Origin of the sequence: uncultured Fibrobacter sp. (genome assembly GCF_947166265.1) — a bacterium.
Lineage (GTDB): Bacteria > Fibrobacterota > Fibrobacteria > Fibrobacterales > Fibrobacteraceae > Fibrobacter.
Genome location: NZ_CAMVDO010000001.1, coordinates 100,742 through 121,781, shown reverse-complemented (window position 1 = coordinate 121,781; position 21,040 = coordinate 100,742). Strand labels below are relative to the sequence as shown.

Genomic DNA, 21,040 nt, shown 5'->3' with positions numbered 1-21,040 from the left:
CTGTTAGCGGATACGTTTTCCGCTCATGTTAAAGTATTGGATGTTGCCCTGGGCGTCGGTTTTCTTGACCTGAAGTCCTCCGTTGCGGAAAATCAGCTTGTTCGTTGTGCTCAGGGGCTTTGAAGTCGGCTTACTCTTGGAAATTTTGTCGACGGTATAGGCGTTTGAGGGGAGTTCCGTAATGTCGTAGCTCTTGCCGGTAGCGGCAATGGCCTGCAAGCTTCCGGCGAGGTAGGCGAAGGGGGCGTTCCAGTTGATGGCGACTTCGTTGGTGGCGTAGCTGCAGCTGTTGTCGTAATAGGATTTGGCAACAGCCTTGTTGTCGACCATGTTTTTCGCGCAGTCGTTCGCGGTGTAGTTCGGACCTCCGACGAGCATTCCGGGAATCGGTGCGTCGATGCCGTCAGCCTGGCTCGGACGGTGGTGCGGATCCTTGGCGGAGTTGACGCCGTAACCGGTGAGGTACGAAATGTCCATCGGGTTCCTGCCGAGCAGGTAGTCGAGAAGTCCCGTGGCGGCATCGAGGTATTTTTGGTCCTTAGAAAGGATGTAGGCGTGGATAAGGATCATTCCCTTGTTTGCCGCAAAGCTGTTGGAACCCCAGTTGAAGTCGTTTTCGGTCATGGCGACGCCGTATCCGTTTTCTGCGAGGAGTTCAATGTAGTTGTCTGCCAGGTAATAGATGCAGGCGGTGGCTGAATCGACAAAGTCCTTCGGGAAGATTTCGGGGTTAGTGGCGATTGTCATTGCTGCAAGGGCGTTCGTGCTTTGCCAGCTCTGAAGTCTCCAGCGTCCGGAAACGAGGGGGAAAGCTTCGATGACTTCCGAGAAAACGGGGTTTTTGGAAATGCGGTACAGTTCCGCGTTTGCCCAGATTTTTTCATCGCTTGCGTTACGGTCTTCGTAGGTGCCGGTGTTGACGCCGGAAGGCTGCGTAAAGTAGGCCGTTTGCATGTTGATGGCCCACCAGCGAGCCTTGGAAGCGGCTGCTGCGCACTTGGTTGCAAAATCCTTGTCGTAGGGGTAGTAGATGTCTGCAGAAAGAGCCATGACGGCTGCAAAATCCCAGGTGGCCTGTGTCGATTTGCCAATCGCGTAGCGAGGTACGACATCGCCTGCGGGCATGACGGTTCCGCTGAATTTCAGGGTGGTCAGCTTGTGGAAAACGCCTCCGTCGGTCGTATCTTGCATGGTGAGCATCCATTCCAGATTCCAGCGGATTTCATCGAGAATGTCGGGAACGTCGTTTCCGCTTTCGGGAATGTTCAGGTTGAGTTTCTTGAAATATTCCTTGTTGTGCTGGTAGAGCTGCAACAGCGTGTAGGTGGTAATGCCCGAGTTCACGATATACTTGCCGTAATCGCCCGCGTCGTACCAGCCCTTGGCTCCGTTGAAACGGGCTTCGGAATTGTCGATACCTGTCGAAATGTGGTATCTGACGGCGGTGTCGAGGTGCCCTGCGGGGCGGGCGTAAATTCCTGCGTATTCCTCGGTGAGTTCGGTCGAGGAACGTTGATAATAAAAGAACTTGAGGGATGCCTTGGTAATATCTTCCAAGGCGTTGTCTGCTACGGTAATGGGGTGACCGATGGGGGAGCCGTCAATGTAGGCCTGGTAACTTCCGGCTGTTTTGATTTCTGAAAAATCGACGAGCGATGCGGCCGTATCTCCTGCGGGAGCCCATGCCTGGGCGGCAGGAACCGTAGTCTTGAGGACTTCGGTACCCGAGGCGTCCTTAAAGACAATTTCAGACCCTTCGGCTCCGATGACAGCCATTTGTTTTTGACTCTTTGTCAAGAAACCGACCTGGTTCTGGTAGGCGGTGGCGGCGAATAGTCCTGTTGCGCTAAGTGCGGTTAGCGTGAGTGCCGAAGCGAGTGCTGTGTGAATATTTTGTTTGATGCCCATACAACCATCCTTTTGTGTTTGTCGTAAATCTAAACCATTTATTTCGGGGGTGGTATAGGGGGCGCTATAGAAAGTGGTTACGCTTGAAAACTACAATTGCTAATAATAAAAGAAGGCGTTCTTGAGGTCTTCTGCAAAATTCTTGGCGCCGCAGGTGTTGTCGCTGGGCGTTGACCCATGCGTACTGGAATAACGAGGGTCGTCATCGGAAAATCGAATTTTGATATGGTTGTTCGTATGATGATCGCACTTGATTCCGAATTTGCCAAGAATGTCCGTATTTCGGAGAAAGTTGTTTTTGCGGCTTGCGTTGAGCAGTTGTGAAACGTCTTGCTTGTATGCCTCGTAGCGTCGTTCCGCATCGGAATTTGCCGATATGAAAGCCTTCCATATATCTTGTGATCTTAATTTACATGAATTGGCTTTCCCCGAATAGTTTTCCGTTGCAAAGTGGAGGGCACTCATTAGCGCAATCTCGAATTCTCCGGCAAATTTTTCCGATTCCTGCTCAGGGGGGATTACGATTCCGGTGCGTTCCTGCCGTTGCCTTAGGGAACTTACCTGTGCCTGTAGGTTTTGAATATGCCAGTCGGCATCCTGGAGGCGCTTGCCGAAATTTCGGTTGTCGTCTTCGAGTAGAATCTTTTCCTGGTTGTTGTGCTCAAGCATCTGGTTGGTGAGCTTCTGAATTTCTTCGATCTCTTCGTTTTTCCTTTCGATCGCGAAATCCTTGGAACGCTTGAGCCGTTCGATCTTTTGCTGTAGCGTTTCTATTTCGCGGTCCCGTTTCAGGGTGGCCGAATTGCTTGTGCTCAGGAGCGCTGCGTAGGCCTTTTCGACGGACTGGAGCTTTTCTTGCAACTGTTCCAGGGCCTTGTCCTGACGGGCAACCTTATCTTCGAGTTTTTCGCGTTTCGCCTTTTTGGCTCCCTTTTTCTGTTCCTTTTCGGTTGCAAACCTTTTTAAGTTGACGGTTCCCTTCTCGGTATGGATAACTTCCTTGATGACTTTTCGTGTAGGATCTTCCTTGCGCCCGCAAAGGTTTATTTTCCATTGGGTGTCAGGACCGCTTGACAAAAATTTTGGAACATGGATGGGCGGCGTTTGGCGAATGACTAGTTCACGGAAAATTTTAAGGCAGACGGTGATGGGGTTTGTCCGGAACGCTTCGCCCATGGATACCGTGAATATTCGTGTTTCTGGTTTGCTTGCGAAAATATTGAAAATGTCGAGAACTTCGTTGATAATTCTATTTACTTTGTTCTTATCCGTGTCGAAAACGGAAATGAAAATTCGGGCGTGCTTTTTCTTGCTTTGACTGCGCAGTACAAAACGGATGTTTGCTTCGGGGGAAAGCCGCCGAAATTCGCAGGCGATGATGGAGGTTGAACCGATTTGCGTAATATCTGTCCATTTGCCGGTCAGGTCGCATCCGGAATGGATAAGGTCGGTCAGGTTGTCGTTAAAACTTTTAGAAAGGTCAAGAGTGTCGATGTGGTTGAATTGCCAACCGAGATTGATGATCTTGTAGATGTCCTGTATGGGAACGTCCCTGAGTTCTATTTCGGTAAAGAGAGTGTACGGAAGAGGTCTGTCTTGTGAAATTTCGCCACAGAGAGTGATGAATTTCTTTTCGAAATAGGGGTCGAACGATTGAATTTTGTACGAGTTTTTCATAGGGGCCTTGATGCTTGGTGGCGGCTATAGTTAGAAAAGCTTTTTTGTAAAAACAAGAGAAAAAAGATTTTACCCTCATTTTGTCAACAGTTGTTTGCAAAATTGAGGGAATTCTCGTTTTTGCCCAAAAACGTGATTATATTTTGTAGTTTTTTCTGCTTTTCATTTCTAATCACAAACTACTAACGGACTTCGTCCTACTGCCAGCTAATAACTATATTTGCTCCGATGCTTCTTGATTTGCGTATAGAAAAACTGGTGCAGGGCGGCGAGGGCCTGGCCTATCTTCCGGATGGTCGCGTGTGTTTTGTACAAGGTGGCTTGCCTGGAGAACTTTGTCGCGTAGAAATTGTTCGTGACAAGAAAGACTTTGCCCAGGGGCATACTGTAGAAGTCATCGAAAAAAGCGATGATCGCGTGCGACCGAAGTGCCCGCTTTATGGAAAGTGCGGCGGATGCAGCTTGCAACACTTGGATAGCGAAAAACAGGCTCTCTTTTACGAAACGGTGACTCGCGAAAATTTCAGGCGTCTTACGCGTACGGAACTGCCGGAAAATTTCAAGGTGCATACGGGACCCGCCTGGGGGTACAGGAATCGCGCTCGCGTGGTGATTTCTGCATCAAAAGACGGTCGTGTGCATTATGGCTTCCGTATGCAAAAGAGTAACGGCATTATTTCGTTTGAAAGATGCCCTGTATTGACCTCTGCGCTGAATGAGTTTTTGAAAGAAAATGCTTCGAAAATTTATGATGAATTTGTCCTGAATTCCGAGAACTCCGATAAGAAAAAACCGAATCGCTTTACGAACCGCAAGGCCAATCGGAATACATCCAGGATTGAATTGGATGTCAATCTGTTTGACAATGGAAATGGCAAAATCAGCTATTATTATAAGGGAATGCCCGCCTCTGATTTCGAAAAGAATGCCGTGTGCGTCGTCGAAATCGCAGGGAAGAAAATCCGTTCGGATGCGTCTGTGTTTTTCCAGAGCAATCTCTCTCTGTTGCCGGAACTTGTAGATGCGGTGCAGAAGGCCGTCGATGAAGGCATTGCAAATGGCGAGGCGAGCGACGCATGGCTCATTGATTTGTTCAGCGGCGTTGGCTTTTTTGCGGCCCTATTAAAAGATCGTTTCAAGAAAATCACGACCGTGGAACGTGACGAGGGTTGCCTGAAACATGCCAAGGTGAATTTAGACGAGAATCTGAATAAATTAATTGAAAATGTTTCCGCCCCGGCCGAGGACTGGCTTTCCGAAAACGTGGTTAATGTTCCTGCAACCTTGATCGTGGATCCTCCAAGGACGGGGCTTCCGCCGAGTTCCTTAGAGGCGATCGTGAAAAGTTCCGTTAACAGACTTATCTACGTTTCGTGTGATCCGGTAACGTTTGCCCGCGACTACGTGAAGTTCCGTGAGGCCGGGTTTAGCCTGAAAAAGGCTGAAGGGTTCGCCTTTTACCCGCAGACCCCCCATTTGGAAATGATGTCTGTGCTTTCTCGTTAGCCGAAAAATCTGGAATTTGCTAGTTTAACCATAGATTTGTACGAGGAGGCTTGTATGAAAAAGTGGTTGCTTTCCGCAGTGGCAATGTTGAGTTGCCTGTTTGTTGGTTGCTCGGTCGAAGAAACGGCGATTGTGTGCGGCAGGGAATGGAATCCCAATTTGGAAGTCGTTGCCGATACGACGAGCGAATTCGAAATGAAGGACCAGTTGATTGTGCAGTTCCGCTACGGCAAGAATTTTGATTTTGCCAAGTTGAAAACGACTTTCTACGAAGGTACGCTTGAAAGCAAGGGTGCTGAAATTTGGAGCCACGAGGTGGCCGTGAGCGAAAAGATGGGCGTCTATACGTTGCAAGGAAAGTCTCGCCACGGAGGACTCATGACCGCTCGAGAGTTGTGCCGCAAGAAGGAACCGGGACCCGTTGTGATCGAAGTGAGCGGTGACGGAAAGGTTCTCTTGTCCAAGCAAATTTTATTGACTAAGAATCGGTAATTCATGAAAAAGATGTTATGCGCAGTCGCAGCTGCCCTTGTACTTGGCGGTTGCGGTGAATCCAAAGTGAACGTGAACTACAAGGTATCGGCTCCGGTCGATGTGGAACTTTACGCGGAAGGTTATTTTTCGACAATTGATTTGAAGGGCGAAGAAAAGATGGGAACGGTGACTGCCGCATACGCGAACCTCACCTATTCTAGTGTGGGGGATTCGCTCAAACTCCATCGTGAATACGTGATGGACAAGTCCCGTGGCTACCTCAAGAACTATATGCCGTCTGAACTTGCCTGGCGCGTAAAGTCCGTGGACATGACAGCGATTGACCGCGAGGTAAAGAACGTGGAAGGTCTCGATGACGGCTATGATTCGCTTCTTTCGCGGATTCCCATGCCCGAGGTCTGGCGTAAGCAGCTGCTGAATCCGGATTATAAACCTCACCTGAAACGTCTCGAAAAGCACCGCTGGGAAATGGACCACATGCTGCTCGGTGAAGTCCCTACCAAGGGTAACATCACGCAGATGCTCAAGGATCAAGGACGCTTGAACTTTGCGCTGATTCAGGTGGATTCCGTGGTGGTGAAGGGCTTTGAAAATCGCGACCACCGCCACTGTCTAGACTACATTGTGTACCTGAAGGAAACGGAAAATTTCCCATACTATATCTGGGAGCAACACGTGAATAGCGGTATCGTTCCTGAAAAGTTCCAAAAGTACAACAAGGGACTCAAGGCTGAATACCAGACCCAGTTCGAGGTGATGATTGATCCGACGACGGGTGTGCCCTGCCAGGAACGCGAAGTCAAGGTCGGTACGCACACGATGGTGAATCCCGATACGAAGGATACGGCTACCTTCAAGAGCCAGGTGACGCTTGAAAGACTTTACACGGTGAAGAAACCAGAAGGAAATTAAGAATTAAAAATTAAGAATGAAGAATTGATTTCATTTTTAATTCTTCATTTTTCATTTATTGAAGTTTATGCGTAAGTTTTTTTGTGCACAATTGTTTTTCTTAGTAACCCTTATCCTGGTGGGGTGTGCGTCTCATCCTTCCCCGCAGCAGACGATGGTGGATGACCGTTACATGGTCTATAAGGAAATGGAAAAGGCGTACCGCGCCGCCGAAGAGGATTACTTGAACCTGCTCTTCAACATCGAGCGTATGCCCGAAGAAGAGGAACTGTGGATCATGAAGCGCGACAGGATGCTTGAGCTGATGCAACTTAAGGAGCTGATGCTCAATGCCCGTGCGGAACTGGACCAGGCGATGCAGGAATGGGAACGTCACATGATCGACCTGCAGGCTGAACAGAAAAAGGCGAAGGTCAAGCAGTTCAGTCCGAATTTGAAGGGAAAGGATGCGGAACGTACCAGCCCCGGACAGTTGCTCCCAAGCGACATGAAACCTAAGGAAAAGTACGGCGAACTTTAATTGAAATGCGGCTAGAGTACGGCGGCCGATGTCAGGGCGAATCTGCCCGAAGCCGTTTCGCATTCTGCGCGCAAGTAGGCGAAATTGTCCGCATAGACTGTAATGTCAGTCTTCTCGGGGGCGGCGACTAGGCTTTCCATGCAGAGGGTTTCCTCGGTAGCCAACTTTCCGTTGGCGGCTCGGCGGCGCCCGTAGATGCGGATGTAGCGGAACGCGCCGCCGAAATCTGCGGTGTTACGCGCGTGGAATATGATTTGCTTTTCGCCACGTTCCCACCAGAGGGCGGGCCCGTCGGTAATGTAGCAGTTGTCGCCCGCGAAGGCCTCGTTTATGGCGGCGAGCGTGAGCGGTCTCTCGTCTAACTTCACAACTGTTCTGACTTTCCCGAAAACATGATCGCGGCTATGCCTGAGCGAAAACAGCGGCATACTGACGGATGTTGTGTCGTTCATGTCTCCGTGGGCGTCGTTTCCTCCAATGGGGAGTAGGTCGTTTCCCTTGCCGAGTTCCTCGATCCACCATTCATATCCGAGCTTGAAACCTTCATCGCGGATTCCGTTCCAGAACTGGATGCCGCGAATTTTATGAGGACGGTCTAGGTTTAAATCCTTGTGACTCCAGTAACCGCGTCTGAAGATGAACTTTTCGAGGTAGCCCATGGGTTGCATCGGGTGCGCCGCGAAACAGTGTGCCGTTGTCATTTCCAGATGCTTTGGAATTTTGAACGTGGGCTTGTTGTTGAGCCAGTTCCGTCCGCAGTCGCCGAGTCCGGGGAGGTATCCCTCGGGGCCAAGGACTGTCATGTGGACGTTTTCGCCTTTTGAATTTCCTGCGGAAACCTCTTCGCTTGCGACCATGAGCGGCATTCCTTCGGCCTGGTTCAGCGCTTTGATTTCTTCGCGGAGGGAATCGAAGCGGGGAAGAGGCGAGTCCGCTTCCTTGGTGTAGTCTTCCGTTGTATAGGCGAAATCGTAGGCGTGGTCGGTGCAGCTCACAAAGTCGAGTCCGACGGCTTTTGCCGCGTGCTGCAAGACTTCCGGTGAGGCTCCGTGTTCCACGTGGTCTGCCGAATAATGTGTATGGCAGTGCATTTCCCCGGCGACAAATCCCGGTGCCTTGGGAAGAACTTCGGCGAGAACCTGAATTCTTAACGGGGCGGGCTTTAATCCGGGGTAGTTCCAGCGGCTAAACTTTTTGGAGGCCTTTAATGTTTCTCCTTCGCTTTCTCGGCGTACGGTCAGGGTACTGGCGATTTCGTAGTTTCCGGGAGGGAGTGCGCCGATTTTTAGGGGGTGAAATTCGAACTGCTCCTTGGCATGAATCTGAAGGTCGATGGTCTTGCGTATAACCGTTTCTTCCTTAGTCTGCGATATTCCGCTAGGATCACTGACGCTCTTAATGGATAGCTCCATTTCTTCGAGAAGTGTCGGAAAACGGTGGGCATCGCGAATGACGATCCATAAGGTAGGTTCTGTTCCGGGAACGAACTGAAACGGGGCGTCCACAAGTATTTCGGGCCACGGTTTATAGAGAAGCGACCAGGGAAGCTTGAACTTGAAATGCGTCTCGGCGTAGTGTAGCCGTTCTCCGGGAAGAAAGCTCATTATTCCTCCGGGGAATTCTTGTCGGTCGAGGGTGCTGCGGTCGGCTCTTTTTCTGCGGCGGGTTCGTTCTTTTCTACAGGTTCTTTTGCTGCCTGTTCCACGGGTTCGCTGGCAGGCGGTTCTGCAGGTTTTGCGCTTTCGCCTGTGGTTGCTTCGTCTACGGAAGCATTGTTTCCGGGCGGTGGCGGCGGCAACGTTGTTTGGGTAACCTTTTCGGTCGTCTGTTCCGTCGGCTTGTCGTTATCGTCATCTTCTTCGATGGGTTCAGGTTCGTTCCAAAGGCCAAAGCCTATGCGCACCTGCATCGTAAGTCCTCCGATGTTCCACTTCGCCTTCTTTTCGGGACCGTCGGGAACGATGTCGGAAAACATTTCGTTGGATTGCACCTTGATGGAACTGTAGCCGATATCCCCGTAAATGTTGAAGTTCTTCCAGTTCGCGATAAGATAGCCGATGCTTACGCCAAAGCCTGCTCCAAGTAGGGGCGTTTCCGCTTCGAGCCCACCCCAGGTGGTGTAGATTTCTGTGCCGGGAAGCACCCAGTACCAGCGCACGGCGACGCTGAACAGGCTTTCTCCCGAAAGGGTCATGAGATTTCTCGGAATGCCGATCCTGTATTCCAGGAAAAGGGGCATGCCCTGAATGGTGTAGCTGTAGTTGTGGGAACGGCTTTTGCGGTCCGTAAGGACCACCGATTCGTGGTCGTAGATAAAGCTTACCCCGACGCTTACGAAGTTATCCGGAAAAATCTGGTACTGGAGTCCGGCCGAAAGGGGAAAGCAGAAATTCACCTTCTGAAAATCCTGCTTTGCGACGTTTAGCGATTCGCTTTCGGTCAGGGCGTCTTCCTTAAAGCTGTAGTAGAGCGTATCGACGGCGTTCTGGAAATATTCACGTTCGGGAAAATCCAAAAAGGAAACGGCGGGCTGCAAAAAGACGGACAGCTTGGAACGGTCGCGAGTCGAAGTCTCTTCGTCGGCCATGACTGTTGCGGCTAAGACTGCCACAAGGAGAATGTGTAAAAGAATTCTCAACTTCTTAGATCCTTCGACTCGTTACACTCGCTCAGGATGACACTCCAATATTTTCAATCCGAATTCCCTTAGTTCTGCATCTGCCGGTCTTCTTTCCAGAATCTCTTCTTCTGCGAATCCTTTTTCATGCGCTTGGCGAAGGCGATTTCGGACTTGTTGATCGCCTTTTCGTTCTTTTCGATTCTCTTCTGGATGTCCTTGTCGTCGGGCGAGGCCTCGTTGCGCGCAATGTTCAGGTAGAGTTTTGCCGTTTCGAACTGGTCGAGTTCGTTGTAGGCCTCGGTAATCATGAACAGGGCTTCGGTGTGGCGCTTGCTGTTGGGGTAGGTTTCCAAAAATTCCTTGAGGTATATGACTGCAGCCTGGTACTTGTCCATTCGCATATAGAGCCTTGCGGTCTGGAATTCCTTTTCGGCGAGGCGCTCCACCAGCAGGTTGTAGTAGTAGTTCACCGAGTCACGTAACGGGGATTCGGGGTAGTTCGACAGATAGCGTTCGAAGTCCTTCATGGCAACGGTCGTATTCGCTTCGTCGCGGCTCACGCGGAATTCCATGTTGAACGAGGAAACGGCCTTGCGGAATTCGGCGGTCTCGATAAAGGGAGAACCCGGGAAGTTCAAGATGAAGCTACCGTATTCGCCACGCGCCTCGATCCAGTCTTCCATGTTGAAATAGCTTTCTGCCATCAGGAACTGGGCCTGTTCCATGTATCCCGTGCCGGCACAGGTCGAAAGAATTTCTTCGAGTTTGTCTGTTGTACGTCCGTACTTTCCTTTCTTGAAAAGTTCTTCGGCGTTTTCGAAACGGATCCTGCACCATTCGGTATGTTTCATTTTGGTCTGTCCGCTGGAGGAACAGCCGATCAGGGCTACGGCGGACGCCAAAAGGTAAAGGAATAGGGGGATATTCTTGAACAGCTTCATTTTTTTTCTTTGGTTAATTCTAATTTTACACCCGTAAAGTAGAAAATTTTGTAATTCAAGAAAAGATGATTCTAGTCCGCTATGTGTTGAAAGAGCTGATAGCCCCATTTTTGGCGGCCCTTTTCGGCATAACGTTCCTGTTCGTGGTGGACTTCCTTGTAAAAATCCTCGACAACGTGCTTTCCAAGGGGCTTCCGGCCTCGACGGTTCTTGAAATTTTTGCCTTGAACCTCGCCTGGATGCTTTCGCTTTCGATTCCGATGGCGGTCCTTGTGGCAAGCCTTATGGCGTTTGGACGTCTTTCGGGAGACCAGGAAATTACGGCCTGCAAGGCGGCGGGCGTTTCGCCTCTTTCGCTGATGCGCCCGGTGCTGATTGTCTCGATGTTGATATCGGTCCTGATGGTGGTCTTTAACAACTGGGTGCTGCCCGAGGCAAACCACCGTTCGGTGGAACTCATGAATGCCGTGTCGCGAAAGAAACCGCACGTGTTTATCGATGCGGGTAGGCTTATCACTCAGTTTCCCGATGTACAGCTGTGGGTGAGCCATATCGATCCGGTGTCGGGAACTTTGTACGGAATCCAGATCTTTGAAATGGAACGGCGCGGGGCTCCGCGCATTGTGTACGCCGATAGCGCGACCATGGAATATGCCGATAACGGGGCAACGCTCATGCTCCGCTTGCGCAGTGGCGAAACGCACATGACCGATGCGGACAACCCCGAAAACTATTTCCGAATCCGCTTCTTCTCGCAAGACCTCGCCATGAAAAACGTCGATGACCGCCTGGAACGCCGTAGCAGGAACTACAGGAGCGACCGCGAAATGCCTATCGAAATGATGACGGAAGTCGTGGAAGATGCCGAAAAGAAATACGACGAGGCCAAGACGCAGGCTCTCGAGTCTCGCTTGAGTACGCTAGTTGCAATGAAGGAAAATATCCTTGGGGATTCGATTGTCCCAAGCGAGGTGAAAAGCGGCGTAGCCCTGGATTCCATCCAGCGTCGCAGGTCCTTGCAGCGCATTCGCATCCAGGAAATTTCTTCCCTTCGTACCACGGAACGCCTGTACGGTCGCATGGAAGCGGAACTCAAGCGCAAGGCGCAGTACACGGTCGAAATCCACAAGAAATACAGTACGGGCTTTGCCTGCTTTATCTTTATCCTAATCGGGGCGCCTCTCGGTATCATGGCTCGCAAGGGTGGCATCGGTACGGGTATCCTTTACAGTCTTTCGTTCTTCGTGATTTACTGGATTTGCCTGATCGGGGGCGAAAATATGGCGGATAGGTTGCTTATCAATCCGATTCTTGCCATGTGGGCGTCGAATATCATTATCGGTTCGTTCGGTATATTCATTACGATTGCGATGGTTCGTGACCGGTTCTCGGGGGATTCCAAGTTCTTCAGGGCGATTCGTGCCGTGGGGCGTTTCTTCAAGAACATCTTCGGCTTTTTCGGCAGGAGGTTCGGATGAAGTTCACCCGTTACATGATGTGGAACTTCATGAAGATGTTCCTGCTGGTGCTTCTGGGCGCAATCCTCATGTTTGCGGTCATTGACTTTGTTGGAAATATCAAGACCTGGCTTGCCCGCGATACCAAGGATGCGGTAGAATACTATGTAAGCTACATTCCCTACATGGTGTACCTGATTACGCCGGTCGCCCTTTTTATCGCCGTGCTGGCCTCGGTGGGGAATATGGCGCGTCACCTGGAGACGAGTGCCATGCAGAGCTCGGGGCAGAGTCCCCTGAAAACGCTTTTCCCGATTTTTATTTTCGGTGTCCTCGTGTCGATAGGCTCCTACGAAATGAGCGAACTCTGGCTCCCTGACGCAAACCACAAGCGCCTCGAAACGATGGAAACCAACGCCCAGAAAAAGAAGAATCCGCGCATCAAGGAAAAACGCGATTTTACCTTTATCGATAGCGAACGCGCGAGCTGGTTCTTTAGGCATTATTCGGGCAAGAGCCGCCTCGGCCGTGACGTGGTGCTGCTCTTGAGGGACCAGGGGCGCCTGCAGGAACGCTATGACGCCAAGATGGTCCGTTGGGTAGAAACACCCCCTGCCGATTCCCTCGACTCGCTGGCGAGGCTCGAAAGTGTTGACCCGCCACCGGGATGCTGGCAGTTCGAAAAGGGGAACCGTCGCGAATTCAACAAGGACGGCTCGGTGAACGTCTACCCGATTACGCATGAAAAGATTTGCAATAAGGTAGGAACCCATCCGAACGACCTGATTAACGAGCGCCAGACGGCAGACGAAATGGATTCCAAGATGGTGAAGGCGCGAATCAACGTGCTGCGCCGTTCCGGTGAAGATACGCGTGCCATGGAGACCGCCCTTGAGTTTAAGAGATCCGCTCACTGGATGAATTTGATCGTTCTTTTGATCGGGGCCGCCCTTTGCCACCGGTATAGCCGTTCTGGGGGCCTTTCCCAGAAGTTCGGGGTTGGCCTGTTGATTGTTTTTAGCTATTATATCCTTGAAAGAATTGGTTTAAAGATGGGAGAAAATGGTGCACTATCGCCTTTCTGGGCGGCGTGGATTAGTCACTTTGTTTACGGTGGCGTATCTGTCGTGATGCTGTATCGTTCTTTCCGGTTATAATGGGATAAATATGGCTGTTGCTGAGGTATTGTTCGTCGTTGCGGGGCTCTTTATTGGCCTTGCGTTCCAGGGGGGAATGCTCCTGTTCTTGATTCCCTTTGCGGTGGTGGCCTTTGTGCTTGCCTGCCTGAACCGTCCGCGCCTCGCGGGTCCGTCGTCGACGGGTTCCCTTCCGATGATTATCAAGGGACGTGCGACGGGGGCCATTCCCGAGGTTGCCCCCGATCTGCGTTCGGAATTCCGCAACAGTAACGGCATGGCGAACGAACCCGAGGCCGCCCTCAAGGTGAGCCAGGTGTGGGCGCGTGCCAATGCCGACATTAACCGTGCGATGACCGATATGCTCCTCGCCCTCAAGTCGGTCGTGCCCCATGTGAATTCCGCTCTGGTTTTTACCCAGTTCGACAACCCCAGGGAATGGGGGGTGCGTAACTTTGTGAACGACAAGGAAATCTCGGTGAACCCCTCCGCCCGTATTTCGGAAACGTCCGGGCTCTTGAGCCAGCTTTTCCGTTCCGGTGTGACAAGGCTCCTTGAAGGGGATTTGCCGGGAGCGAAAAGCCTGCAGTATTACGTGGATTCGACCCCGATCAAGTCCGTGGTGGCCGTTCCCCTGGTGGATCACGGTAGCGGCATCCGCGTAGGTGCCGTGGTGCTGGATTCTACTTACCCGAATGCCTTTAATGACATGACGGCGCGTGCACTCAGCTTTGTGGCTAGTGCCATCTCCATGCTCGACTACAAGGGATTCTATTCGGCGCAGAAGCATATCGCCCTGCAGCAGTATAGTGGACTTTACAACTACTTGCGCAAGTTCTTCAAGACCATGTCAGTCAAGGATATCTATAAGGAAATCATCAATTACGTCAAGGCGAATATGGCCTACGACCGCCTGACGATTCTTGCTCTCGACAAGGACGAAGAGATGAATGGCCGCGTGGTCTTCTGTGACGGCGTGGATTCCGAACAGTTCCTGAACAAGCGCTTCACGCTTTCGGACAAGGGCATTTTCGTGCTGTCGATCATGCGCAACCGTCCTATAGAACGTAGCTTTGCGCCTGGGTTCAAGGATTACGTGCCGCGCCTGAACGATTCCGAAAAGAGGAACCTGAACCTGCGCCAGATTTTTGTGATGCCTATTGCGGCAAAGCACGATGCCGAAATGGCCGAAATCGCGATTTGCCTTGAAAGCAGCAGCCCCATGCCCTATAACGATCATGAAAAGGAGCTGCTCAAGGCGTTTGCGAGTGTGGCAGGCTTTGCATACGACCGTGCCTGCAAGTTTGAACAGGGCTGTGAACAGGCCATGCGCGACGGACATACCGGGCTTATCAACAAGAAGACGATGTTCGAAAAGCTGCGTGCCGAAAAGAGCCGCGCGGACCGCAACCAGTACAGTATCGGTGTTTTGATGATGGATATTGACCATTTCAAGAGTGTAAACGATACGTACGGGCATCCGATTGGCGATGTGGTCATCAAGGGAATTGCCGACACCATCAGCAAGGAAATCCGCGGCGATATCGACATCGTGGCGCGTTTCGGTGGCGAAGAATTCGTGGTTGCCCTGATCGACACCGATGCCGAGGGGATGGTCGAAACGGCTGAACGCATCCGTAAGTCGGTGCAGAAACTGGTCTTTGACGTGCACCAGGCGGAACCTTTGCGCGTAACGGTGAGTATCGGTGCGTTCCTTCTTTCGCCGGGCTTTAACGGGGACTTGCAGAAGGCGGTCAACAATGCCGACCAGGCGCTTTACCGTGCCAAGGAAGGCGGCCGTAACCAGGTAGTGCAGTTCCAGGCCACTGAACCCGAACCTGCGGCAGTTTAACTAGAAACGTCATTCTCGACCGCAGGGGAAAATCCTGTGCTGGATCCCGTTGCTGCGCTCCAGGATGACATCCTTAATTCCTACTTCCAACTATGTTTACCCTTCTCGATTGGATTGTTCTTGTCCTTTACCTGTTGCTCTCCGTTGCCATAGGCCTGTTCGTCTCTCGTGGCAACAAGAACCTTAAGGAATACATGCTCGGCGGCGGTTCCATTCCGTGGGTGGCCGTGGGCATCAGCCTGATTGCAACGTCGGTGAGCGCGACGACTTTCCTCGGGGCGCCTGCCGATGTGTATGGCGACAACATGACGTTCCTGATGTTCCAGATAGGAGCGCTTATCAGCATCGTGGTTGTCGGCTTCGTCTTTATCCCCCGATTCCGCAGTTCGGGAATCAATAGCGCCTATGAGCTGTTCGAGGTGCGTTTCTCGAAATCGGTCCGCAGGCTTGCTGCCGTTTTCTACTGCCTGCATTTGCTACTCCGTACGGGAATCCTTTTGTTTGCTCCGTCGCTGGTGCTTGCGCAGATTCTGCATATCGACCTTAAACTTGCCACTATCGTGTCTGCCGCGGTGGCCATATTCTATACGTGGTTTGGTGGCATCAAGGCGGTCATCTGGACCGACGTGATGCAGTTCTGCGTGTTCTTTGGTGGCGGCGTCCTGGTGCTTTTGGTGATTGCGAATTCTGTCGGCGGATTCGGCGAAATGGCCACACTCGCCTCCGAGGCGGGAAAGACCAAGTGGTGGGATGCCTCGATGGATATTTCGAATGCCCGTACGCTGGTGTCGGCGGGGCTTGCCTACGCGATTCTTGAAATTGCGATCCGTGGCTGCGACCAGCAGTTCGTGCAGCGTTACCTCAGTTGCAAGGATGTCAAGGCGGCGAACCGTTCGAGTGTGCTTTCGATGGTGCTCGGCTGTGCGGTCTCTATTCTCTTTTACTGGGTGGGCGCCGCCCTCTATGTCTACTACCAGAAGGCGCACGTGGCAAGCCTTCCCGAAGGTCTGGGACAGAACGACGTCTTTCCGTATTTCATTGTGAACGGGCTTCCGGCGGGCGTTACTGGCCTTATCGTGGCGGCGATTTGTGCCGCGGCCATGAGTAGCCTTTCGAGTGCCATCAATTCGCTGGGGAACACCTCCGAACGCGATATCCTGGGCTGGGGTGAAAACGAGGGAATTGGCGGCCTCAAGCGAGCTAAGATTTGGACGGTCGTATGGGGTGTTCTCGGTATCTTTTTTGCACTTTTTGCCGCAACCCAGCAGGGGAGTCTTCTCAAGAATGCCCTGTTCTTTACGGGGCTGTTCACGGGGCCGCTCCTGGGCATGTTCCTGCTCGCCTTCTTTGGCGATAAGCTCTTTGGCGTAGGTATGAACAAGCTTCGGGGATGGGTCGTGATTGTCGCTGTTCTTTGCGGCATGGGAAGCCTGATTCTTGTGCAGGGGATTCCTGCGTTTGGAGTGCCTGCCGTGTTGGGCGGAATCTTCAGCTGGCCCTGGATGCCCTTTATCAGCATGACGACGACTGTCGTTGTTGCTATGCTTGTCAATGGAATTGCAAATCTGTTTAACAATAGGAGTAACCATGTCCAATAAGTTGCTGCCCTTCGTTATTGTCCTCTTGATTTTTGTCGCCTTCATCGTGGTTTCGGTGGATAGGGATGATTCCTCTGCGGAAAGGCTTTCGCAGATGATTCCGCGTATGGGGAACTCCTCTGCGGTTCCTTCTGTCGAGGTACAGGTGTCGGAATCCAAGAAGTACGAGGCGAACGAGTTCGTGACGGTTGCCATGCTGGAGCTGCATGGTAAGGACAAGGAACTTCTGTTTAAGCAGTTGACTAGCCGCCGTGCGTCTATCTTTAGTCAGTTGAATAGCCTGGACGTTACGGAAGGGGACATTGAACAGAACAGTGTCGAAATGCGTAAGGAATGGTCCTATGACAAGGGGACGCGCAGCCTTACGGGCTATGTCGTGTGTCAGTATTTTGCTATCAGGACTTCTTCCAGGGTAACGGCGGCTGCCGTTATTGCGGTGCTTTCTGCCGAACTGGATGTCGAAATCAACCATACGACGGCATCTCTCAAGAACGAGGCCGAACTGAAAAGGGAAATTATCCATACGGCCGGGAAAAAGGCGCTTGAAAAGGCGACCAGCTATGCCGAAAGTGTGGGGGGCAAGTTGGGACGAGTCCTTTCGGTGAGTGAAAATGGCCCGAGCGGGGTAGTCTATGGACGTTCTCTCATGGGAAATGTTCTGGGTGCGAAATACGCGTCCTTTGATGCGGCCGGTGCCGACAACCTTACTGCAGTGGCGGATTCCGTGGAAATCCGTGCGTCGATTCATCTGGTTGCAGAATTGCTCCAATAGGGGTGCTAAAACAAGTTTTTGATTTTGTCAAGATGTAACATACAAAAAACTTTCATTTTTCTGTTGATAAACATTTGTTTTTGTCAAGATTGCTAACTGCTTATAAATAAAGGGGTTAGCTTTTTTTGTCGTTGAATTTATCAAAAGTATCGCCGGGGTCCGTTGTTCGGATTGTTGATAAGTTGCTTTTTGTAAAAATATTTTTTACTTAAATTTGATAAAAATCGCGAAAAATACCTTCCATTGACTTAGACATTTATTATATTGTTTTCCATATCTTGTGTTTATGAAAGCTTCAAAGGCACAAGATATAGTAAAGAATGGAATTGAAAGAAAATTGTATGTTCGATACGGAATTTGCCCACAGGGGGCCGATTCCGCCGGACTCAAGGATTGGTAGATGATTGTTTCTGTAAGGAAGCGTGACGGCCGTGAGATGCCGTTCAACATTGAAAAAATCGCCGATGCTATTGTCAAGGCTTTCCGCGCCTCGGGTGAACTTGATGAACAGATCAAGGCCGCCCAAAGTCAGTTAAATTTGTTGGGTAGCGATGACGTGCTTACGAGCACGGCTCTCAAGGTGTCTGCCGATGTAGTGGGCAGGCTCGAAGCCGAGGGCAAGACCGTTCCCGAAATCGAAGAAATCCAGGATGCTGTAGAAAAGTCTCTTACCGAAGGCGGCTACGCCGATACCGCGAAGAGCTACATCTTGTACCGTGCCGAACGTACCCGCGTGCGCGAAGTGAACACTCGCCTCATGCATACGCTCCGCGACATTACTTTCAGTTCTGCCAAGGAATCCGACCTTAAGCGTGAAAACGCGAACATCGATGGCGACACCGCCATGGGCACCATGCTCAAGTACGGTTCCGAATCGGCCAAGCATTTCTACACGATGATGATGCTCAAGCCCGAGCACAGCCGTGCCCACATGGAAGGCGATATCCATATCCACGATCTGGATTTCTATTCCCTTACCATGACCTGCTGCCAGATTGACCTCAAGAAGCTTTTCAAGAACGGCTTCAACACCGGTCACGGTCATCTGCGTGAACCCAAGGATATCCGTAGCTATGCCGCATTGGCCGCTATCGCAATCCAGTCTAACCAGAACGACCAGCACGGTGGCCAGTCCATTCCGAACTTTGACTACGCCATGGCCGACGGCGTGCGTATCACGTACCGTAAGAGCTATTTGGCCAACATGGTTAAGGCTCTTATGCTCCTGACTTCCAAGACCGAAGAAGAAATTCTGCCGGTCGTCAAGAAGCTCCATTCCGAAATGGCCGAAATGGGCATGGTGGCAACACTCGTGCCGAACGAAAAGTTCCAGGATACCGAAGCCCGTGAACTTTCCAAGACTTATGGCGAAGAGGTGGTGATCAACGCCCAGAAGTTTGCCGAAAAGATGGCTTACGAAGAAACCGACAAGGCGACCTTCCAGGCCATGGAAGCTTTCGTCCACAACCTGAACTCCATGCATAGCCGCGCCGGTGCCCAGACTCCGTTCTCTAGCATCAACTACGGTATGTGCACGGAGCCCGAAGCCCGCATGGTCATGAAGAACTTGCTCCTCACGACCGAAGAAGGCCTCGGCGGTGGTGAAACGGCTATCTTCCCGATTCAGATTTTCCGCGTCAAGGAAGGCATCAACCTGAACCCGGAAGACCCGAACTACGATTTGTTCAAGCTGTCTTGCCGCGTGAGCGCCAAGCGTCTGTTCCCGAACTTCAGCTTCCAGGATGCCCCGTACAACCTGCAGTACTACAAGCCGGGCCACCCTGAAACCGAAATTGCCTACATGGGCTGCCGTACCCGCGTGATCGGTAACCACTACGATCCGTCCCGCGAAATCAGCTTCGGCCGTGGCAACCTGAGCTTTACGTCAATCAACCTTCCGCGTATCGCCATCAAGATGAAGTCCGTGGACCTGTTCTTCAAGGAACTCGACCGCATGCTTCAGCTGGTGAGCGACCAGCTCATGGAACGCTTTGCCGTCCAGAGCCGCCGCAAGGTCAAGAACTTCCCGTTCCTTATGGGACAGGGCGTGTGGATTGATTCCGACAAGCTCGGCTGGGAAGACACCGTGGGCGAAGTCATCAAGCACGGTACGCTTTCGATCGGCTTTATCGGACTTGCCGAAACGTTGGTGATGCTCACGGGCAAGCACCACGGCGAATCCGAAGAATCCCAGAAGCTCGGCCTCAAGATTATCGGCCACATGCGCGAATTCTGCGACAAGGAATCCGAACGTCTCGGCCTCAACTTCAGCTTGCTCGCTACGCCTGCCGAAGGCCTGTCCGGCCGTTTCGTGCGCATGGACAAGAAGAAGTTCGGTATTATCCCGGGCGTCACCGACCGCGACTACTACACCAACTCTTTCCACATTCCGGTGTACTACAAGATTTCCGCTTTCAAGAAGATTTCGCTGGAAGCCCCGTACCACGCGCTTACCAACGCTGGTCACATCAGCTATATCGAACTTGACGGCGACCCGACGCAGAACCTGGATGCATTCGAAAAGATTGTGCATCACATGGCGAAGTCCGGTATCGGTTATGGATCCATTAACCACCCGGTCGACCGCGACCCGGTGTGCGGATTCGTGGGCGTCATCGGTGACTGCTGCCCGCGTTGCGGCCGTACCGAAGGTCATGCGATTGCTCCCGAAAAGATCGAGGAACTTCGCAAGCTGTACCCCGGCATGCCCGTATTCAAAGGAATCAGGTAAGTTTAGAATGCGGAATTCAGATTTCGGAATTGAAAAATAATTCTGAATTCTGAAATCCGAAATCACAATTTTCTAGCAAGGAGAAACAACAATGTCCGAAAAAGAACTGAACAAGTATGGTGAAGGTGTTGGATTCGAACGTATCCGCCGCATCACGGGTTACCTCGTCGGTACCGTCGATCGCTTCAACAACGCCAAGCGTGCCGAAGTGAACGATCGCGTGAAGCACGGCGTATAGTATGGACGAATACCCTCGCTTGCGGATTGCCGGAATCGAACCCGAATCGTTCGTGGACGGTCCCGGAATCCGCATGACAATCTTTACTCAAGGTTGTCACCATAATTGCCCCGGGTGCCAGAACCCGCAGACCCACGATTTTAACGGGGGTCATTTTATTGATATTGAAGAAATCCTCGATATGATCGAGGAAAACCCGTTGCTCGACGGCATCACGTTTAGTGGCGGTGATCCGATGGACCAGGCGGCAGCCCTGATCCCTTTGGCGCGTGAAATCAAGGAACGGGGCATGAACCTGGTGATTTTCACCGGCTACACCTACGAACGCCTGATGGAACTGACGCACGAGCGTCCCGAAATGTTCGAACTCTTGACTTTTGCGGACATTTTGATTGACGGCCCGTTTATCTTGGCAAAGCGCTCCCTGGAACTCAAGTTCAGGGGCTCCAGCAACCAGCGCATTATCGATGTGCAACAGAGCCTGCTTGAAGGCCATGTAGTGCTTCACCAGATTCAACTGGACGAAATGAAGGCCCGCCCCGACCTGGTTCCGGAGTTCGCCACCTGTTGATTCCATTTTAAGTAGAAATGCTAGGAATCGCGCCCTTTTCGGGGCGCGATTTTTGTTGACGGGGAGTACTTTGTTTGTTATATTTTGTGCGTATTTTTTATGTAGG

At 51.6% G+C, this 21,040-nt stretch carries 17 protein-coding genes; 12 read left to right on the top strand and 5 right to left on the bottom strand.

The features are described from left to right. Positions 1-3: 3 nt before the first annotated feature. Entirely contained in the window at positions 4-1,908 is a 1,905-nt protein-coding gene (locus Q0W37_RS00480; RefSeq protein ID WP_297697725.1) for a glycoside hydrolase family 9 protein, read from the bottom strand. 99 nt (positions 1,909-2,007) lie between these two features. Next, positions 2,008-3,585: a hypothetical protein gene (locus Q0W37_RS00475; RefSeq protein ID WP_297697723.1), complete on the bottom strand. Its 1,578-nt coding sequence runs from the start codon at positions 3,583-3,585 to the stop codon at positions 2,008-2,010. A gap of 228 nt (positions 3,586-3,813) precedes the next feature. On the opposite strand from Q0W37_RS00475, the gene Q0W37_RS00470 reads away from it, so the two are divergent. The 4 genes from Q0W37_RS00470 to Q0W37_RS00455 all read left to right on the top strand — a co-directional run bounded on the left by Q0W37_RS00470 (position 3,814) and on the right by Q0W37_RS00455 (position 7,018). After that, on the top strand, positions 3,814-5,091 hold the full coding sequence (locus Q0W37_RS00470; RefSeq protein ID WP_297697722.1) for a class I SAM-dependent RNA methyltransferase: 1,278 nt from the start codon (positions 3,814-3,816) through the stop codon (positions 5,089-5,091). A gap of 54 nt (positions 5,092-5,145) precedes the next feature. Beyond that, positions 5,146-5,583, top strand: a complete 438-nt coding sequence (locus tag Q0W37_RS00465) for a hypothetical protein (protein ID WP_297697720.1) — start codon at positions 5,146-5,148, stop codon at positions 5,581-5,583. Between the two features lie 3 nt (positions 5,584-5,586). Continuing rightward, positions 5,587-6,498, top strand: coding sequence for a hypothetical protein (locus Q0W37_RS00460; protein ID WP_297697718.1), 912 nt, complete (start codon positions 5,587-5,589; stop codon positions 6,496-6,498). A gap of 91 nt (positions 6,499-6,589) precedes the next feature. Then, positions 6,590-7,018: a hypothetical protein gene (locus Q0W37_RS00455; RefSeq protein ID WP_297697716.1), complete on the top strand. Its 429-nt coding sequence runs from the start codon at positions 6,590-6,592 to the stop codon at positions 7,016-7,018. Between the two features lie 11 nt (positions 7,019-7,029). Here the strand turns inward: Q0W37_RS00455 and Q0W37_RS00450 are convergent, their stop codons facing one another. The 3 genes from Q0W37_RS00450 to Q0W37_RS00440 all read right to left on the bottom strand — a co-directional run bounded on the left by Q0W37_RS00450 (position 7,030) and on the right by Q0W37_RS00440 (position 10,579). After that, positions 7,030-8,622: a hypothetical protein gene (locus Q0W37_RS00450; protein ID WP_297697714.1), complete on the bottom strand. Its 1,593-nt coding sequence runs from the start codon at positions 8,620-8,622 to the stop codon at positions 7,030-7,032. Further along, positions 8,622-9,656 carry a hypothetical protein gene (locus Q0W37_RS00445; RefSeq protein ID WP_297697712.1) on the bottom strand — a complete coding sequence of 345 codons (1,035 nt, stop codon included), beginning with the start codon at positions 9,654-9,656 and terminating at the stop codon, positions 8,622-8,624. The genes Q0W37_RS00450 and Q0W37_RS00445 overlap by 1 nt, the downstream gene beginning before the upstream one ends. A 68-nt stretch (positions 9,657-9,724) precedes the next feature. Continuing rightward, complete coding sequence (locus Q0W37_RS00440) at positions 9,725-10,579, bottom strand: outer membrane protein assembly factor BamD (protein WP_297697710.1); 855 nt, start codon at positions 10,577-10,579, stop codon at positions 9,725-9,727. Positions 10,580-10,644: 65 nt separating this feature from the next. Between Q0W37_RS00440 and Q0W37_RS00435 the strand changes: the two genes are divergently transcribed. The 8 genes from Q0W37_RS00435 (at position 10,645) to nrdG (ending at position 20,934) form a co-directional block, all read left to right on the top strand. Further along, complete coding sequence (locus Q0W37_RS00435; RefSeq protein WP_297697708.1) at positions 10,645-12,057, top strand: LptF/LptG family permease; 1,413 nt, start codon at positions 10,645-10,647, stop codon at positions 12,055-12,057. Then, positions 12,054-13,193 (top strand): LptF/LptG family permease, encoded by a 1,140-nt coding sequence (locus Q0W37_RS00430; RefSeq protein WP_297697706.1) that lies wholly within the window; start codon positions 12,054-12,056, stop codon positions 13,191-13,193. The genes Q0W37_RS00435 and Q0W37_RS00430 overlap by 4 nt, the downstream gene beginning before the upstream one ends. 10 nt (positions 13,194-13,203) lie before the next feature. After that, positions 13,204-15,024 carry a sensor domain-containing diguanylate cyclase gene (locus Q0W37_RS00425; RefSeq protein WP_297697704.1) on the top strand — a complete coding sequence of 607 codons (1,821 nt, stop codon included), beginning with the start codon at positions 13,204-13,206 and terminating at the stop codon, positions 15,022-15,024. Between the two features lie 92 nt (positions 15,025-15,116). After that, on the top strand, positions 15,117-16,622 hold the full coding sequence (locus Q0W37_RS00420) for a sodium:solute symporter (protein WP_297697702.1): 1,506 nt from the start codon (positions 15,117-15,119) through the stop codon (positions 16,620-16,622). After that, complete coding sequence (locus Q0W37_RS00415; protein ID WP_297697700.1) at positions 16,612-17,394, top strand: SIMPL domain-containing protein; 783 nt, start codon at positions 16,612-16,614, stop codon at positions 17,392-17,394. The genes Q0W37_RS00420 and Q0W37_RS00415 overlap by 11 nt, the downstream gene beginning before the upstream one ends. Positions 17,395-17,794: 400 nt before the next feature. Then, the gene (locus Q0W37_RS00410; RefSeq protein WP_297697698.1) at positions 17,795-20,125 is read left to right on the top strand and encodes an anaerobic ribonucleoside triphosphate reductase; all 2,331 of its coding nucleotides are present in this window, start codon (positions 17,795-17,797) and stop codon (positions 20,123-20,125) included. A gap of 91 nt (positions 20,126-20,216) precedes the next feature. Further along, on the top strand, positions 20,217-20,363 hold the full coding sequence (nrdD, locus tag Q0W37_RS00405; RefSeq protein WP_144264974.1) for an anaerobic ribonucleoside-triphosphate reductase: 147 nt from the start codon (positions 20,217-20,219) through the stop codon (positions 20,361-20,363). A 1-nt stretch (position 20,364) separates the two neighbouring features. Next, the gene (gene nrdG, locus Q0W37_RS00400) at positions 20,365-20,934 is read left to right on the top strand and encodes an anaerobic ribonucleoside-triphosphate reductase activating protein (protein ID WP_297697696.1); all 570 of its coding nucleotides are present in this window, start codon (positions 20,365-20,367) and stop codon (positions 20,932-20,934) included. The last annotated feature ends 106 nt before the right edge of the window (positions 20,935-21,040 follow it).